Here is a 16,097-nt window from a genome sequence, read left to right as displayed (position 1 = left end):
CCTTTGCACGTCAATAGTTAATTTAGCCTGATGAAGATCTTGAAATACCTGCCCTTAGTTTTTATACTCGGCCTTGTTTTATCTTGTAATTCGAAAAAAAGCGATGTACCCGTTGTGGGATTTGTGGACGCCTTTGAGGACGCCACGATATCGCAGGCACGTACCGGGTTTACGGATGCTCTAAAAAAGAGTGGTTTCAGCGAGGATCAGCATACTGTAAAAATAGAATACCGCAACGCCCAGGGCGATATTCCGACGCTTACCCAGATCGTCAACCAATTTGTATCGGAGAAAGTGGACCTGATGGGTACGTGCACTACCTTATCAACGGTTTCGGCCCTGCAAAAAACCAAGACCATTCCAATTTTCGCCATGGTTTCGCCCACGCCGGAAAGGATGAACGTGGTAAGCTCAACCGGTGAGGCGCCAGCAAACCTGTTCGGCGCGGTGGAGGAACTGGCTTACATCGATACATCGTTCAATATCATTCCCAAACTTTTAAAACCGAAGGGTAGTAAGCTGGTTATCGGTATGATCTATAATCAATCGGAACCTCAGTCGGCAGATGCGATGAACCGCATCAAATCGCTGGCGGATAAGGCAAATGTTACTTTGATTGCGCTTCCGCTTAACTCATCGGCCGATGCGCAGCTGGTGACCAAATCGTTACTCGGCAAAAATATCGACGCTTTTTTTGCGAATCCGGATAATACTGTATTTGCTTCGTTCGAAACCATATTGAAAAGCTGTAACCAGGCCAATGTACCCATCTTCACTAGCGAGGCCGGTTTGGTAAAGCGTGGCGCTGTCGCCGCATTTGGAGCGGATATTTATCAGTGGGGCTACCAGGCAGGCGAACAGGCCGCTCAATTTTTGAAAATGCACAAAACCGATGGATTGAAATGGGAAATGGTAAAAGTGCGCAAGCGCGTTTATAATCCCGAAGCGGCAAAAAAGTATAATATCACCGTTCCGCTTAATTTCGAAGCTGTTAAATAATGGATTTCTACCTCACCGCTTTATTACAGGGACTTTGCCTTTCGGCGATAGCGCTGGGTATCTATATCTCTATGAAGATATTTAATATCCCGGATATCACCACGGATGGGAGTTACACATTAGGCGGCGCCATAACAGCTAAATTGCTCGTATTGCATCAACCGGTGTTTGTGGTATTGCCGGTGGTAGTTGCAGCCGGCGCCCTGGCCGGCGCCCTGACAGGACTCATTCACACCAAGTTGAAGATAAATGCTTTGCTGGCGGGCATCCTTGTCATGACAGCGTTGTACTCGGTCAATCTCACCTTGATGGGGCGGTCCAACATCCCGCTGATTGGCACTGCATCGATATTTTCGTTCATCAATATCTCAGCAGATTTCAATCATAATGTTTTTTGGACCCTGGTTGCGTTTGTTGCCGTTATCACCGTACTTATAGGTTACCTGTTAAAAACCGATTTCGGCATTGCCATGAGGGCGACCGGCAACAGCGAATCGATGGTGCGCGCCTTAGGGGTAAATACCGACCGGATGAAGATCACAGGCCTGGCACTTGCCAATGCTTTGACTGCACTAAGCGGTTTCCTGATCACGCAGTTCCAGGGTTTTGCAGATATTAACATGGGCATCGGTATTGTTATCGTGGGCCTTGGTTCGGTCATTATAGCGGAATCTTTTATCAATTGGCTTGGTATCACGTCTGTGTGGTTCAGTTTGTTGCTGGTTCTGTCAGGTGCTGTTATCTTTCAGTGTGTTTTGGCCATCACGCTTAGTATCGGTGTCGACCCAATTTTACTCAAACTGGTAACCGCTGTATTTGTGCTGCTCATCGTCAGCCTGCCGCGTTTATCCTTCAAAAGTTCAGCATGATCGATATCAGGAAAGTTCATAAAACCTATAACAGGGGCAAAGCCAACCAGGTAGATGCCGTGCGTGGGGTCGACCTGAAAATCGGGGAACAGGAGTTCCTGGTGATCGTTGGCTCCAATGGGTCGGGCAAGACAACGCTGCTTAATTTGGTTGCCGGCAGTGTGCTGCCCAGTTCGGGCACTATCCATATCGAAGGTAATGATGTGACCAAATTGGCCGATTATCGCCGCAGCGAATGGATAGCCCGCGTATTTCAGAATCCACTGAGCGGCACTGCTCCTGATCTTAGCATTTTGGATAATTTCCGGCTGGCGGCTATCCGCACTAAGCCGAAAGGATTATCTATCGGTATCAGCGATAAGTTCAAAAAACAGGTAAAGGATAAAATAAGTACGCTGGGTATGGGGCTTGAAAACAAGACCGAACAATTGATGGGTACTTTATCCGGTGGACAGAGGCAGGCGCTTACTTTGCTGATGAGCGTAATGGATACCTGCAAAATACTCCTGCTCGACGAACCTACCGCAGCGCTCGACCCGCGATCCGCAGATATTGTGATGAAAACTGCCGATAGGCTGATCGCGGACTTTAAGCTGACCGCCATCCTGGTAACCCACAACCTGAAAGACGCTTTCAATTATGGCAACCGCATAATCCAAATGGGAGAGGGAGAGATATTAAACGACCTGAAAGGCGCCGATAAATCTGCTTTAAAGCAAAGCGACCTGTTTGACTGGTTCGGGTAAAACTGTTGTACAAGATTTACGAAGTTTTAAAACTTTGCAACTCCTGATTGTTATATGCTTATGAAAAATAATTTTCAACCTATACTCGACGCCTACCAACTGGTTGAAGGCGCCGTTATTAAAGAAAAGGATCAGGAAGAACTTTTTGAGGTCGGTAATTACGACCCTGAGAAAAAAGGCTACACCGTTTACCCTTACCAGGATGGTGCCCGGTTCGATGATTTCAATATCCTGGTTACCGAAGACGAACTGATGGATAATTACCTCATCGAAAGCAGGGAGGATGCAGAGCGCGACGCGGATGAAAGTGCGCTGCCGGATGCCTTATAAAATCAACCTTGTTTTAAAAATAAAACAGATTTAATATCTTTGTAAAAAGATATTAAAATGCTACGTCTTAAACACTTCCGCCAAAATAACCTAATGCGGCCCACGGGCGCGCAGCGGAAGGGCCGTGCATTGTCGGCATCCTTTCGCTTCCCGGTATAGCGCCAACGCTGTATCTATCAAAAATTATTTATTGTTTTATCGGGCCCTTTAATGGGTGTTTGAATTATTGTTATGGACATTTATTTGACTATAGAAGAAAAATATTTGCAGGCTGTTGATGAGCTGAGCTATGGGCAAAACCCAAGGGCATTGCAGTTGCTTAATGAAATTGTAGCTGCGGAACCATTGTACGCCCGCGCTCATTACCAGTTGGGTAAGTTGTACTACTACGAAGTAAAGGATTACCAGGCGGCGGGCTACCACTTTAAAACCTGTGCCGAACTGGAGCCTTCATTTCCGGATGTTTATGCTGACTACCTGCATTTGCTGGTATTTCTCGGTATGGGAAGACAGGTACAATTGGTAAAGGAAAAAGCGCTGACTGTCGCCGGTGTCGATGTGGCTTATATCCATTATCTCGCCGGTCTGCATGCTGAAAAGCAAAAGGATTGGGATGCTGCTATTAACAGCTATCATGAAGCGTACCTCCAGGCGCTTAGCAAATATGAAAAGGATACAGCAGAAGAGTGCATTTTAAGGGTAAAGGCCAAGAAAAGCCGATCGTTTAAATTCAACTACGAGCTATCCAACTAAAAAGGCCCCGGATCATCGGGGCCTTTTGGTTATGAGCTGATCTTAGTGTTATTTCTTATAGGTGATCTTATAGATCGTTCCTTTATTGTCATCGCTGATATACAAAGAGCCGTCAGGACCTTGTGCCAGGCCACAGGGGCGGTGTATAGCGCTGCCGCTTGCTTTTTGTTGTGCAGATCCGGCAAATCCATCAGCAAAAACTTCGTACTTGCCCGAAGGCCTGCCATTGGCAAACGGCTGGAACACTACATAATAACCTTCCTGCGGTTCGGGTGCGCGGTTCCACGAGCCATGGAAGGCTATGAAAGCGCCATTCCTGTATTTTGCCGGGAACTGTTTGCCGGTATAAAATAAAAGACCGTTCGGTGCAAGATGGCCGGGGTATGCTGCTGCGGGGTTAATAGCGTTTTGCCCGCCCAATTTTTTGCCGTCGCCACCGTATTCGGGCATCAGCATTTTTTTATGGGTTTGCCAGTCGTAATACATGTAGGGCCAGCCGGCGTTATCACCCTTTTTCAAGGCATACATACATTCGGCCGGCAGTTCGGCAGATTGTTTTACAGTAAAATACTGCGGAAAAAGGTCGTGTAACTGATCGCGTCCATGCTGCATTACAAATAACTGGTTATCCTGGGTGTTCCAATCCAGGCCAACCACGTTTCTTAAACCGGTGGCGTAGCGGATACCGTCGCCATAGTGCTGGTTGGCTTTGCTTGCGCTGAATTGCCATATACCGCCTGCGGAATCGAGGATAGGGCAACCTTTTTGACCCGGCGACCCCTTTGTCCGGTCCTTTACCTGGCATGCATTGGAGTACGCACCGATATTCACATAAAGATGCCCGGCGTTATCCAAAGTAATAGCCTTGGCTTCGTGTTCGCCGCGGCTTAGGAGGCCGGTCACTATCTTTTCGGGTTTGTTTGGGTCTATTACCTCATTTTGGGCATTCAGCTTAAAGCGGAACACTTCCTCGTCTGACGATGCGTACAGGTAACCGCTTTTAACCGCAATACCGGTGCCGGCAAAATTACCGAATGCCATTTTTACATCGGCCTTGTCGCCGTTTTGATGCAGTAATAATATGCCCTTGCCTTTTTCGAGTCCGCGAAGTTTGGCATATATCTCGTTTTGCGGCGTAACGGCAATATGCCTTACACCGCCAAGGTTATCAGCAATGATTGCCGCACTGAAGCCGGCGGGCACCGTTAACCCGGCGTTATCGGCCTCTGGTGTATTAAAGTTGTTATGTTTTTTGATGTCGTTCTTAAGGGCGACGATGGATATCAGCCCGGCGACGGCCAGCACGGGCAGCAGGATGGTTCCCAGTGTTCTTCTTTTCATAATGGTGTACTTATTCAATATCAAATTTAGCTGATTATTTAACAATTAAGGAAATGGACTTTGTATCAATACAATGACACGACGCTCAGTTTATTAAGACCATTGCAGGGTGCCCATGGTTTTATTTTTCTCAATTAAGGGGTCTGCAATATTACCTGTTACAGATAAGATTTTTTCATTCAAAATTCATCTTGATAAAAATTAAATTCTGATAAAAATATATTATTAAGAATTATATTTTACTTATAGCTATGCTGTAGAAGTATTATAATGAAATATTAAACCTTTTCAATTGGGTATAGTCCTAACTGTATAAATTTTAATATTATGAAAAAGTTAGCAATATTATCAGCAATAGCATTAAGCGGTTTATTTTATAATGCTGCGAGTGCACAGGTTAGGTTACATGTCGGTATCAATTTTAGCCCAAGGCCGGTATATGTTCAGGACAGGGTTGTAGTTGCACACCGGGAACCGGTTATTTACAGCGAACCGGTGGATTATGACGGCGATGAGGATTATTATTACCTGCCTGATGTGGATGCCTATTATAGTGTAAACGACGAATGTTACTATTATAACGATGGTGGCCGCTGGGTAACCGCAGCATATTTGCCAGGTGCGTACCGCGATTTTGACTGGAGATATGCCCGCAGGTACGAGGTTCGCGCACCACGCCCATACCTGCATGCCGAATATTACAGGAACCATTATAACGGCGTGGCCTTTAACGGCAGGTGGAACGAACGGGTATACGGCCGCGGATACGGCGACGCTTATCACTATAATAATAGCGTAAATGCCAGGAGGTTCAATGACCGTGGTTTTGAGGACCGCAGGTTCGATAACCGTAACCATTTTGACAACCACGATCGTTTCGACAACCATGGACGTGATAACGGACGCGGTGAGCATTTTGCTCAAAACAACAGTCGCAGTAACTATGGACATGGCCGCGATGAACACCGCCCCGGCAGATTCTAAGCAATTTCCCCAAATATATATAAATGAAGGAGCCGCCCTGCGTAAGCAGGCGGCTTTTGTTCTTAATAACAACTGGCAGTATCCAGCAGTTTTATCGCATCATCGCTCAGGCCGGTTGTAACGGCTGCGGTTATTTGCTTAAGCTGTTCAATGCTGGTGGCGCTGGCGATGGGGGCAACAACGCCGGGCCTCTTAATAAGCCACGCTAATGCGATGGCAGCAGGAGTGGAGTTATATTCCCCGGCAACTTTATCCAAAGCATCAAGAATACGCATCCCGCGTTCGTTCATAAATTTTTTAATGCCGCCCCCACGCTGGCTTTTAGCCAGATCGGCCCCGGAACGGTATTTGCAGGTAAGAAAGCCGCTTGCCAGGGAATAGTAGGTAATTACCCCGATGTTATTTTTTACACAGACAGGCTCAAGGTCTTTTTCGTATCCCTCGCGGCTGTACAGGTTATATTCGGGCTGCAGGGTTTGATATTGGGCCAATCCATTTGCCCTGCTTACTTCTACAGCTTCAGCCAGCCGTGCACCGCTGTAGTTAGATGCGCCTACGGCCCGCACTTTACCTTGTGTTATGAGGTTGGTAAAAGTATCAAGTGTTTCTGCCAACGGAGTTTCTTTATCATCGTCATGGGATTGATACAGGTCGATATAATCGGTCTGCAGCCGTTTTAACGAGTCTTCAACTGCCCGGGTGATATAAGTTTTGGAAAGCCCTTTTTTGCCCGGCCCCATGGGTTTGCCGACCTTGGTAGCAATGATCATTTTATCCCGCTTGCCCGATCTTTTCAGCCAGTTGCCAATGATCGTTTCCGACTCGCCCCCTTTATTACCGGGAGCCCAAGCTGAGTAAACATCGGCGGTATCGATAAAATCAAAACCGGTATCAACCAGTTCGTCAAGCAATTCAAAAGATGTTTTCTCATCAGCGGTCCAGCCAAATACATTCCCGCCGAAACAAAAAGGATGAACCTTTATGCCCGATCTGCCCAGTTCGCGTTTTTCCATATATTTATAATTGTTTGGCTTTGGCCACCTGTTCGGCCAGTTCATCTACCCAGCCCGAAAAATAAGGTTCAGTTCCGTCAACCCTTACCCATTTGCCCCTTTTGTCCCTGCTGATAACCAGGTGCAGCGTTCCATCGATAGATTTAAATTCGTATGCCCTTCCGTATTGCGCATAGTGTATTGGTGTTACTATGCCGTCGACTAAGTTGTCCGATCCCGTCAAAAATGCTTCAAATTGTTCTTCCATGGCTTTAGATTTATTTTATAACACTATGCGAAATTATCTGTTTTGTAATTATTTAGATATGATACCGGTCATAATTAATAATTTTACGGCTTGGAGAACATAACCCCCGACCGCCAGGTATTGATAGATGTTGTAAAAACGGCGATGCCCTTTGGGAAATACAAAGGCACACTGATATGCGACCTGCCGGTTTATTATCTGGAATGGCTTAAAAATAAGGGCTTTCCGGCAGGGAAACTGGGGATGCTGCTATCGACAACCTACGAAATAAAAATAAACGGCCTGGCAAAAATACTGGCTATGGTAAAGCAAACATTAAGGTAACTGCCTGCTTTAAATGAGTTGTAAGGTATTACGGCCCGTTTCGACTAACACGAAAACGATTACCTGCCGATGACCATCCGTGTGATGGCTGCCGGCGTATATCAGGTTATAAAACTCAATTGAATATGAAACGAATTATTTTATTTGCAGCCTCTGTATTTTTATTTGCCGGCTGCGTTAACGGACAGAACTCAAGCGACTACGCGTCGCTGCCCCAGCAGAAACCGGGCGAGCAGGTTGCTACTTTTGGCGGTGGCTGTTTCTGGAGCATGAGCGAGGCCATGTCCGAATTGAAAGGTGTCGATAAAGTGGTTTCCGGCTATGCTGGCGGAACAAAAGTACGCCCCAGTTACGAAGAGGTTGGCACACAGGAGACCGGCCATGCCGAAGTTGTGCAGATATATTACGACCCCAAAGTGATCAGCTTTGCGACATTGGCCCATGCGTTCTTCTTTGCGCACAATCCGACAGAACTTAATTACCAGGGACCCGACAGGGGCACCGACTACCGCTCCATTGCATTTTACCGTACACCCGAAGAAAAAGCTATTCTGCTGGACGAGATCAAAAAAATAGACGCAACCAAGCATTATGGCGATCCTATAGTAACACAGGTTGTTCCGTTCAAAGCCTTTTATCCCGCCGAGAAGTATCACCAGGGTTATTACCGCCTGCACCCTGAAAGCGGTTATATTCAATCGGTATCGGTACCTAAGGTTGAAAAATTCCAGAAAGCTATGAAAGCCGAGCTGAAACCGGAGTTTCAAAAGTAGTTGACTGGTTGGATTAAGTTAAGTGGTTGATCAGGTTAATATACACCGGTGCCTGACTCATTCAACTTGATCCAACTTATTAATTTGATCAGCTACAATTTACTAAACCATCCTTTTTTCCAGAATACGATGATCTGTATCACGGCTATGATAAACATGCCAAGCAGGGCATAATAGTAGCCATGCGGCGAATATAATTCGGGAAGGTTATCCGGCATTACTTTATTGGTGACCGGGTCGACCCGTGCGAAGTTCATGCCGTATATGCCGGCAATAAAGGTTAAGGGGATAAAGATGACCGATATGATGGTTAGCACCTTCATGATCTCGTTCATCCGGTTGCTTACCATGGATAGGTACAGGTCGATAATGCTGGAAGTTATTTCCTTGTAGCTTTCCACCAGGTCCATTATCTGTATACAGTGGTCGTACGCATCGCGCAGGTATATTTTTACTTCGGGAGATACCAGCGGGTTTTCCGTGCGCAGCATTTCGTTTATTTTGTCGCGCTCGGGCCAGCTGGCGCGCCTTACCGTTATTAGTATGCGTTTTAATGCCTGGGCATTGTACATCACGCTTTTATCCGGACTGCTATACAGGTGGTCCTCGGTATCGTCCAGCATGTCGCCTATTTTCGCCAGCAAAACGAAGTAATTATCCAGTATGGTATCGGTAAGCGCATAGCACATATATCCCGGTCCGGCGGTACGGATGGCTCCTTTGCCTGCCTCGAGCCGGGCTTTTACCGCTTCAAAATATTCGTCATGTGTCTCCTCAAAGCTGATGATGATATTCCTTTTGATCAATGATGAGAATTGGCAATTCACCAATTCGTTTTCCTTGTTAAAATGGATGATGCGGCTGGTGCTGAATACATAATCATCATATTCGTCGAACTTTGGCCGCTGGTGGGTATTGACGATATCCTCGAGCACAAGGGGATTGATATTCAAATGCGACCCGATCTCCTCCATCAGCTTTTTATCGCCCAATCCCTTTACCTGTATCCAATGGGCGTGGTCTGTACATTTTTTAAACTGCTTCAGGATAATATCAACCGTCTTACCTTCCGATTTGATAAGTTCTTTGTCATTATAGCTGTAAACCATAATAACCGGCTTTAGGGCATCTTCGGAAATATTAATAGAACCCGGACTGGCGCCTACTTCAATTCTGCGGTCGCGTTTTTTATAACGTATCCTTTTTAACGGTTTGCTCATTTTTTCTAAAGGTAATTAACAGATTGTGGCCCCTGGTTAAATAACAGGTCGACGATACTGAGGTTTTTCATAAAGCCGTGCCGTTCCTCAAAAAGCTGGTAATAGGGTTTCGCAGGGTACGCGGATGTTTTTTTCGGGCTGAAAGCGTCCCGCAGATCTTTTAAATGCAGGTACTGCGGCTCGTACGTTTGGGTGAATTTAAGTTCGGCCTTTATTTTTAGCAGGTTAAGCAACAGACGCAGCAACTTTTCGTTCATATCAAACAGGAACTTTTCCTTCACTTCATAAAATATAGCGAATTCATCTTCATAATATTCAAAATAGGCCGAGCGGCGATAGCAGTTTTGGAGGCTCATCCAGTGCAGGCGCTGCCAGCGGAAATCATAGCTTATTTGTACATCTTTTACTGCGGTATGCACCTTGGAACCTTTTACCACAGGCACCACCAAAGTAAGCATACCGTCGGGTGAATAAATGTTGGCCCGGTTACGATAGGTTTGTTTCGGGAAATGCTCATATTTTTCAACCAGGAATTCGGGATCATAAATCGTCAGCTCACTGAAATATTCAACAGGCGGCAGATAAAATAGCGGCAGAACAGCGCCTTTTTCAATCATATATTCTATGTTTGTGCTCAAAATTCGGATAAAATAATGATAAAAAAAGGCCTTTCGTATATAGGTGTCTTCTTTTTCTACCTGCTTTCGTTGTTGCCCTTCTGGTTTTTGTACCTTATATCCGACCTGGTCTTTGTGATATTGTATTACGTGACAGGCTATCGCCGAAAAGTTGTGCAGGATAATCTTCGTAATTCATTTCCCGAAAAGTCTGAAGAGGAACGCGCAGTTATTGAAAAAAAATACTTCAAATACATGGCCGACCTGACACTGGAGACCATCAAATCCACCAGCATGTCCGAAAAACAGGTTCGCCGCCGTATGGTATGTACCAACCCCGAAATAATGGAGCACTACTTTGCCCAGGGGAAAAGCATTTTGGCAGCGGCCGGCCACTACGGCAACTGGGAGCTTGCCTGCCTTAACTTCGGTTTCCTTACCGATAAAGTTAAAATGGTGGTTTATAAACCACAGTCGAGCGAAGTTTTTACCAATTTTATCAACCGCACGCGTTCGCGCTTCGGTACGATCATGATATCCATGAAACAGACGCTGCGCAAAATGATCGAATATAAGAACGAACTTACTTTCACCGTTTTAGCCGCCGATCAAACGCCCGCCCGCAGCGAGGCGGTATACTTCACTACTTTTTTGAACCAGCCGACAGCTGTATTTCTGGGTGTGGAAAAGCTTAGCGGTATAAGGGACTGTGCCATTGTTTTTTACCGGATCGACCTGGTTAAGAGAGGTTACTACACCTATACGTTGGTGCCGCTGGTTGAAAATCCGAAGGAAACCAAACCTTACGAGATCACCAAAATCCAGGTAAACTACCTCGAATCACTCATCAGGGAGAAGCCGGAGTACTGGCTCTGGTCGCACCGCAGGTGGAAGATCAAACCTGAAGACATAGCCAAACCTGTATTCTTTGATTGATGTTTAGCCCATATATTTCCGATTAAAAGCATATTATTGCACGGAAATCCGGGGCCCTGACCGTCCGACACAGATTAATGACAAATACACCGAAAGTTGCCATCGTTATATTAAACTGGAACGGGGTAAAATATCTCCGCGATTTTTTGCCTTCGGTGCTTACATCCATCTGGCCAAACCTGGATATCGTAGTCGGTGATAATGGCTCTACCGATGGTTCAATTGAGTTCTTAACACAAAACTATCCAACTATCAGGATAATTAAAAACGATCAGAATTACGGCTTTACCGGCGGATATAACAGGGTGCTGGAAAAAGTTGATGCTGATTACTTCATCCTGCTTAATTCGGATGTCGAGGTGCATCCCGGCTGGATAGAGCCGGTGATATCGTTAATGGAAAGTGATCCGTTGATAGCCGCCGCTGCCCCAAAGATAAAAGCATTTGCCGATAAAGATCATTTTGAACATGCCGGCGCCGCTGGCGGATTTATTGATGTTTATGGCTACCCGTTTTGCCGCGGGCGCATGTTTTATGAGATAGAACAGGATAAGGGCCAATATCAGCAGTCGGGCGAGATTTTTTGGGCGTCGGGAGCAGCTATGTTTGTGAAAAAGAAATACTGGGTGGAAGCAGGCGGGTTTGACGACCGCTTTTTTGCGCACATGGAAGAGATTGACCTATGCTGGCGACTCAAAAATATGGGCTACAAAGTGGTGTATTGCGCCGAATCGGAAGTTTACCACGTTGGCGGTGGGACGTTAAACACTGAGAACCCTTTTAAGACATTTCTGAATTTCAGGAACAACCTGTTACTGTTGCGAAACAATCTTTCCTTTTGGCGTGGGATGCTGATCATATTTATCCGTTTTTGGATGGATCTGTTGGCCATCGTGCGTTTTCTGAATGAAGGGAAGCGTCGCGATGCATGGGCGGTGAGCCGGGCACACCAGAATTTTGTGTTACAGCTATTTAAAGGTGGCGGGCCAAAGCGGAATAGACGAAGTAACCTGCGTGCCCTTAAGGGCATGTATCGCAGCAGCATTGTGTGGGACTTTTTTATGAAGAAAAAGCACACCTTTTCGTCACTCGACCCCAAAAAATTCTATTAGGGTTTACTCTTTCTTCTTTTTAGGTATTGCGATGCCCGCTTTTGCAAATTCGGCGTAAATATCCGCCAGCACGCGGCTGCGCAATTCGGAATAGTGGCTGATATCAGCTGCCCAGAAAAGTACCCGGAAATCGACTGCGTCGTCAGAAACATTCAGGAGGAAAACGGATGGCCCCGGATTATCCATAATGTCATCACGTTTAGCCATTATTTCCTGCAACAGCGATGTCACTTTTTCTATATCGGACCCATAAGCGGTATGCACTACCAGCTCGACTTGCCGGCTGGCGTTACTAAGCGTCCAATTAACAACATTTTGCGAGATCAGGTCGCCATTGGGTATGATAACCTCGGCGCCATCACCTGTCTCGAGCCTGCTCGAACGGATGCCGATTTCTTTCATCGTACCCTGCCGCCCGCCAACTTCTATCACATCGCCTATTTGTATCGGTTTTTCAAAGGCCAGTATCATACCCGAAACGAGGTTATTGGTTACATTCTGCAAACCAAAGCCAATACCTACGCCAAAGGCGCTGAAAATGATGGTGAGTTTATCGAGGGGAAAGCCCGACGCCCCAACCGCCAGCAAAAAACCAACAGTAAACACGCCGATACGGATAAGTAAGGTAGACGCGCGGTTCTTTTTCTTTAGTACCGAAATATCGTTAGTATGCTGCGAGGACAGGTCGTAAAAATAACTGATGACACGCGACAGCAGCGACGACAGCCAAATCACTAAAAAGAAAATGACAAAACCTCCGAATGTGAAAGAGGCGCCGCCTATATTGCGCGACTCGTTCAATGTATCGGTTAAATAATCGTGCACCCAGTCGTCTATGTTCAAATTTTGCAACAGGAAGAATATCCAAAGCAGGGATGCCAAAGTGGTTAGCACATTCCTGAATTTTTTTTGCAGCGTATTGTAGTCGATCATACTGATAAAGCTGCTTTCGGCTTTACGGGTATGAAGCTGTAGAAACATAGTTTGAATAATGATCCTGATAATAAAATAAAGTGCCACGGTAAGCCACAGGTTGAACACCGCTGTAATGCCCACAATTTTTGCCAGGCTAAACCTGCCTGTAACATTGAGGACGATTGATACCAGGTGCATCAAAACGAATATCTTCAGGATCAGTTTGGTATAGCTGAGATGTTCTTGTGGTTCTTTCTTTATACGGTTGTAGAACAACGCCGCAAAAGTTATCGAGACGATGCTTAACAGCAGCACAACATACCTGTCTTCGCCTGTGATCTGCACCAGCAAGTTGCTGAGGCAATAGACTGTCGTCACCCAGAATAGTTTGAACAGGAAGCTGAACAGCGAAAGTGGAAAATTATTCTTTACCAGGATAAGCACTAGGATAATAGTAACGATGAAACAACATTCGAGGAAAAATACAGGAGGGTGGTCATAAAAGTACGGAGCTATGGCAGTGGGTATAAGTAATGCCGAAACGATCGGCCTGCGGTATACAATGCGCGCGTGATCTGAAACGAGTTCCTGGTGTTCGAGATGTTTGACCGTTTTGTAACGATTAAACAATATCCAGAGTAAAACAAGTGCCAGGAAACCTAAGGCTATGGCGTGGGTGCCGGTTTCGTTCTTAAAAAAATAATTGGCCTGTATGGTGTTGAGTCTTATAGTACTTCGCAACGCAGAATCTATGCGGCTGTATTTTACGTCATTTTTTGCGCCTATCCAGTTGAACTCGCCCGACATCGATCGTATGGCGAATTTCCTGATCTTGGCATCTATCAGGTCGTCCTCGTCCAGTGCGTTGGTAAAAGCCGTGGCAATTTTATTTTGCAGCAGGTTTAACTTGTATAGGTCGGTACGATTGATCGAATCCACCTGGTGCCAAACCGCCCTTACGGCAATACCCTGTTCAAAATAAGCGCTGCGTAATTCGTTGTCTTCAGGTACGTTATTGAGAGAGGTGTCCTTTGAAAACTGAATGATATCGTGCTGGTTTTGTACCAGCTTGGTGCTGATATCGTCCATGTCCGATTGCCAGCCTTTGAGCTGGTCCTGTATATGATCCAGGTTGTCCCGCATCACGAACAGGTAGCGCAGCGTGCTCGACTTTTTGGTGTTGATAAGGTTTCTTATTCGTCCAAGTCTCCTTGTTATCCCGGGCAATTGTTCGCTGACATCTGTGGTATCCAAACCTTCGGCGAGGTTATTCCGCATTTGGTTAAAGGTGGTGTGGTATTGCTCCAGATGCTGTAGTAAACTGTTGATAGAGGTGTCGCTCCGGCTCAGTGCCTGCAAAACCGAATCGCGCGAACGGATCGCTTTTCTTTCACTTTCCCGCGCTGTAAGTGGTTTTTTTGTTTTTTCGTGGGTTTGGGCAAAGCTGTTGCCGAAAAACAAGAAGGTAAGAAGTAGTAATGCGCTAATTTTTAATGCCCGGCACATATAAATTTTCTTGAGGGATAGTGTAAAACAATTTACAAAATAAAATTATCCGTTTACCAAATTTTCAATAGCCAAACGGTAGGAGTCGAGACCAAAGCCGGCAATAACGCCTTTGCAGTTTGCCGCCAGTAAAGATTTATGCCTGAATTCCTCGCGTTTGTAAACGTTCGAGATGTGCACCTCGATAACCGGTGCTTTGATGCCAGCAATGGCATCGCCAATAGCAACAGAAGTATGGGTATAAGCTCCGGCATTTATCACTATGCCGTCGACGGTAAAGCCAACCTCGTGCAACTTGTTAATAATTTCGCCCTCGACGTTACTTTGATAATAATTTATGGTGATGTTTGCGTAACGTTTGCGTAGATCCTGAAGGTAGCTTTCGAAGCTGCTGTCGCCATAGATGGATTTCTCGCGAACGCCGAGCAGGTTCAGGTTGGGGCCGTTGATAATTTGTATATTCATTACCTCAAACTTAACCATAAAACATTAAAAGCAAAATCAATTGGACTGGAGATCGGCGATAAAAGGATTTCAGGCTTACCTTAAGCTGGAGAAGGGGCTTTCAGAGAATTCTATCGAAGCTTACAGCCGGGATATCGAGAAGCTACGGCAATTTGCTGAAACAGAGAATCTGAAACCTGAAACAATAGCACTTTCAAACCTGCGGCAATTCATTACCTGGGTGAACGAACTCGGGATGTTACCATCGTCGCAAGCCAGGGTGCTATCCGGTGTTAAGTCTTTTTATAAATATCTCCTAATCGAGGACCTGATCAAAAACGATCCTGCGGAACTGCTCGAATCACCCAAAAAACAACGGAAACTGCCGGTTACATTAAGTTACCCGGATATTGAGAAATTGCTTAGCGTTATTGACCTGTCCAAACCCGAGGGACCGCGTAATAAAGCCATTATCGAGGTGTTGTACAGCTGCGGTTTGCGGGTATCGGAGTTGACGGAACTAAAGTTATCCAACCTGTACCTCGATATAGAATTTGTGAAGGTGCTTGGCAAAGGCAGTAAGGAACGCCTGGTGCCTATTGGAGGGGAAGCGATAACGGCTTTGAAAATATGGATAGAACAGGTTCGGGTACATATCCCTATTAAAAAAGGAGAGGAGGATATGGTATTCCTGAATCGGAGGGGATCACGCCTGAGCAGGGTTTATGTGTTTATGCTGATCAAACAATTGGCGGAAGCAGCCGGGATCAAGAAGATCATCAGTCCGCATACGCTGCGGCATTCATTTGCAACCCACCTGGTTGAAGGCGGCGCCGACCTGCGTGCGGTACAGGAAATGCTGGGGCATGAAAGTATTACGACCACCGAGATATATACGCATTTGGACAGGGAGTATTTGAAGGAGGTGATAGGTTCTTATCATCCGAGAAGTTAGTTTGCAGTTTGGA

General features: G+C 45.9%; 18 protein-coding genes. 11 read left to right on the top strand and 7 right to left on the bottom strand.

What is annotated here, in order from left to right; genetic code table 11:
* Positions 1–30 precede the first annotated feature (30 nt).
* The 5 genes from FRZ54_RS18870 (at position 31) to FRZ54_RS18850 (ending at position 3,697) form a co-directional block, all read left to right on the top strand.
* Positions 31–999 carry an ABC transporter substrate-binding protein gene (locus tag FRZ54_RS18870; RefSeq protein WP_147033380.1) on the top strand — a complete coding sequence of 323 codons (969 nt, stop codon included), beginning with the start codon at positions 31–33 and terminating at the stop codon, positions 997–999.
* Positions 999–1,868 (top strand): ABC transporter permease, encoded by an 870-nt coding sequence (locus FRZ54_RS18865; RefSeq protein WP_147033379.1) that lies wholly within the window; start codon positions 999–1,001, stop codon positions 1,866–1,868. Before FRZ54_RS18870 ends, FRZ54_RS18865 begins: the two co-directional genes overlap by 1 nt.
* Entirely contained in the window at positions 1,865–2,614 is a 750-nt protein-coding gene (locus FRZ54_RS18860) for an ABC transporter ATP-binding protein (protein ID WP_147033378.1), read from the top strand. The genes FRZ54_RS18865 and FRZ54_RS18860 overlap by 4 nt, the downstream gene beginning before the upstream one ends.
* Positions 2,615–2,674: 60 nt before the next feature.
* Positions 2,675–2,944 (top strand): hypothetical protein, encoded by a 270-nt coding sequence (locus FRZ54_RS18855; protein ID WP_147033377.1) that lies wholly within the window; start codon positions 2,675–2,677, stop codon positions 2,942–2,944.
* 231 nt (positions 2,945–3,175) lie between these two features.
* Entirely contained in the window at positions 3,176–3,697 is a 522-nt protein-coding gene (locus tag FRZ54_RS18850; protein WP_147033376.1) for a tetratricopeptide repeat protein, read from the top strand.
* A gap of 48 nt (positions 3,698–3,745) precedes the next feature.
* Here FRZ54_RS18850 and FRZ54_RS18845 read toward each other — a convergent pair whose 3' ends face one another.
* Positions 3,746–5,038, bottom strand: coding sequence for a PQQ-dependent sugar dehydrogenase (locus FRZ54_RS18845; RefSeq protein ID WP_147033375.1), 1,293 nt, complete (start codon positions 5,036–5,038; stop codon positions 3,746–3,748).
* 327 nt (positions 5,039–5,365) lie between these two features.
* Between FRZ54_RS18845 and FRZ54_RS18840 the strand changes: the two genes are divergently transcribed.
* Positions 5,366–6,022 (top strand): hypothetical protein, encoded by a 657-nt coding sequence (locus FRZ54_RS18840; RefSeq protein ID WP_147033374.1) that lies wholly within the window; start codon positions 5,366–5,368, stop codon positions 6,020–6,022.
* 62 nt (positions 6,023–6,084) lie between these two features.
* On the opposite strand, the gene FRZ54_RS18835 is transcribed toward FRZ54_RS18840, so the two are convergent.
* Positions 6,085–7,035 carry an aldo/keto reductase gene (locus FRZ54_RS18835; RefSeq protein WP_147033373.1) on the bottom strand — a complete coding sequence of 317 codons (951 nt, stop codon included), beginning with the start codon at positions 7,033–7,035 and terminating at the stop codon, positions 6,085–6,087.
* Positions 7,036–7,039: 4 nt separating this feature from the next.
* Complete coding sequence (locus FRZ54_RS18830) at positions 7,040–7,282, bottom strand: hypothetical protein (protein WP_147033372.1); 243 nt, start codon at positions 7,280–7,282, stop codon at positions 7,040–7,042.
* Positions 7,283–7,372: 90 nt separating this feature from the next.
* Between FRZ54_RS18830 and FRZ54_RS18825 the strand changes: the two genes are divergently transcribed.
* Both FRZ54_RS18825 and msrA read left to right on the top strand, forming a co-directional pair.
* A complete protein-coding gene (locus FRZ54_RS18825; protein WP_262712272.1) occupies positions 7,373–7,606 on the top strand; it encodes a DUF3820 family protein in 234 nt (77 codons plus the stop codon).
* A gap of 125 nt (positions 7,607–7,731) precedes the next feature.
* The gene (gene msrA, locus FRZ54_RS18820) at positions 7,732–8,379 is read left to right on the top strand and encodes a peptide-methionine (S)-S-oxide reductase MsrA (RefSeq protein WP_147033371.1); all 648 of its coding nucleotides are present in this window, start codon (positions 7,732–7,734) and stop codon (positions 8,377–8,379) included.
* Between the two features lie 92 nt (positions 8,380–8,471).
* On the opposite strand, the gene corA is transcribed toward msrA, so the two are convergent.
* Both corA and FRZ54_RS18810 read right to left on the bottom strand, forming a co-directional pair.
* On the bottom strand, positions 8,472–9,599 hold the full coding sequence (gene corA, locus FRZ54_RS18815; RefSeq protein WP_147033370.1) for a magnesium/cobalt transporter CorA: 1,128 nt from the start codon (positions 9,597–9,599) through the stop codon (positions 8,472–8,474).
* Positions 9,600–9,604: 5 nt separating this feature from the next.
* Positions 9,605–10,237, bottom strand: coding sequence for a WbqC family protein (locus tag FRZ54_RS18810; RefSeq protein WP_317131592.1), 633 nt, complete (start codon positions 10,235–10,237; stop codon positions 9,605–9,607).
* Positions 10,238–10,252: 15 nt separating this feature from the next.
* Between FRZ54_RS18810 and FRZ54_RS18805 the strand changes: the two genes are divergently transcribed.
* The gene (locus FRZ54_RS18805) at positions 10,253–11,152 is read left to right on the top strand and encodes a lysophospholipid acyltransferase family protein (RefSeq protein ID WP_147033368.1); all 900 of its coding nucleotides are present in this window, start codon (positions 10,253–10,255) and stop codon (positions 11,150–11,152) included.
* Between the two features lie 77 nt (positions 11,153–11,229).
* The gene (locus tag FRZ54_RS18800) at positions 11,230–12,264 is read left to right on the top strand and encodes a glycosyltransferase family 2 protein (protein WP_147033367.1); all 1,035 of its coding nucleotides are present in this window, start codon (positions 11,230–11,232) and stop codon (positions 12,262–12,264) included.
* Between the two features lie 3 nt (positions 12,265–12,267).
* Here the strand turns inward: FRZ54_RS18800 and FRZ54_RS18795 are convergent, their stop codons facing one another.
* Positions 12,268–14,640: a mechanosensitive ion channel family protein gene (locus FRZ54_RS18795; protein ID WP_187359671.1), complete on the bottom strand. Its 2,373-nt coding sequence runs from the start codon at positions 14,638–14,640 to the stop codon at positions 12,268–12,270.
* Between the two features lie 90 nt (positions 14,641–14,730).
* The gene (aroQ, locus tag FRZ54_RS18790) at positions 14,731–15,150 is read right to left on the bottom strand and encodes a type II 3-dehydroquinate dehydratase (protein WP_147033365.1); all 420 of its coding nucleotides are present in this window, start codon (positions 15,148–15,150) and stop codon (positions 14,731–14,733) included.
* Between the two features lie 40 nt (positions 15,151–15,190).
* Here aroQ and xerD point away from each other — a divergent pair, with 40 nt between their 5' ends.
* A complete protein-coding gene (xerD, locus tag FRZ54_RS18785; RefSeq protein ID WP_147033364.1) occupies positions 15,191–16,084 on the top strand; it encodes a site-specific tyrosine recombinase XerD in 894 nt (297 codons plus the stop codon).
* Positions 16,085–16,097 lie beyond the last annotated feature (13 nt).

Source organism: Mucilaginibacter ginsenosidivorans, assembly GCF_007971025.1.
In the GTDB taxonomy this organism is placed as follows: domain Bacteria; phylum Bacteroidota; class Bacteroidia; order Sphingobacteriales; family Sphingobacteriaceae; genus Mucilaginibacter; species Mucilaginibacter ginsenosidivorans.
The sequence above is the reverse complement of the archived record's forward strand: the minus strand, read 5'-3'. Positions and strand labels throughout refer to the sequence as shown.

Bases quoted from the DNA above. Each gene is read 5' to 3' on its own strand.
- FRZ54_RS18870 (WP_147033380.1), top strand. From the start codon at position 31: ATGAAGATCTTGAAATACCTGCCCTTAGTTTTTATACTCGGCCTTGTT.
- FRZ54_RS18865 (WP_147033379.1), top strand. From the start codon at position 999: ATGGATTTCTACCTCACCGCTTTATTACAGGGACTTTGCCTTTCGGCG.
- FRZ54_RS18860 (WP_147033378.1), top strand. From the start codon at position 1,865: ATGATCGATATCAGGAAAGTTCATAAAACCTATAACAGGGGCAAAGCC.
- FRZ54_RS18855 (WP_147033377.1), top strand. From the start codon at position 2,675: ATGAAAAATAATTTTCAACCTATACTCGACGCCTACCAACTGGTTGAA.
- FRZ54_RS18850 (WP_147033376.1), top strand. From the start codon at position 3,176: ATGGACATTTATTTGACTATAGAAGAAAAATATTTGCAGGCTGTTGAT.
- FRZ54_RS18845 (WP_147033375.1), bottom strand. From the start codon at position 5,038: ATGAAAAGAAGAACACTGGGAACCATCCTGCTGCCCGTGCTGGCCGTC.
- FRZ54_RS18840 (WP_147033374.1), top strand. From the start codon at position 5,366: ATGAAAAAGTTAGCAATATTATCAGCAATAGCATTAAGCGGTTTATTT.
- FRZ54_RS18835 (WP_147033373.1), bottom strand. From the start codon at position 7,035: ATGGAAAAACGCGAACTGGGCAGATCGGGCATAAAGGTTCATCCTTTT.
- FRZ54_RS18830 (WP_147033372.1), bottom strand. From the start codon at position 7,282: ATGGAAGAACAATTTGAAGCATTTTTGACGGGATCGGACAACTTAGTC.
- msrA (WP_147033371.1), top strand. From the start codon at position 7,732: ATGAAACGAATTATTTTATTTGCAGCCTCTGTATTTTTATTTGCCGGC.
- corA (WP_147033370.1), bottom strand. From the start codon at position 9,599: ATGAGCAAACCGTTAAAAAGGATACGTTATAAAAAACGCGACCGCAGA.
- FRZ54_RS18805 (WP_147033368.1), top strand. From the start codon at position 10,253: ATGATAAAAAAAGGCCTTTCGTATATAGGTGTCTTCTTTTTCTACCTG.
- FRZ54_RS18800 (WP_147033367.1), top strand. From the start codon at position 11,230: ATGACAAATACACCGAAAGTTGCCATCGTTATATTAAACTGGAACGGG.
- aroQ (WP_147033365.1), bottom strand. From the start codon at position 15,150: ATGAATATACAAATTATCAACGGCCCCAACCTGAACCTGCTCGGCGTT.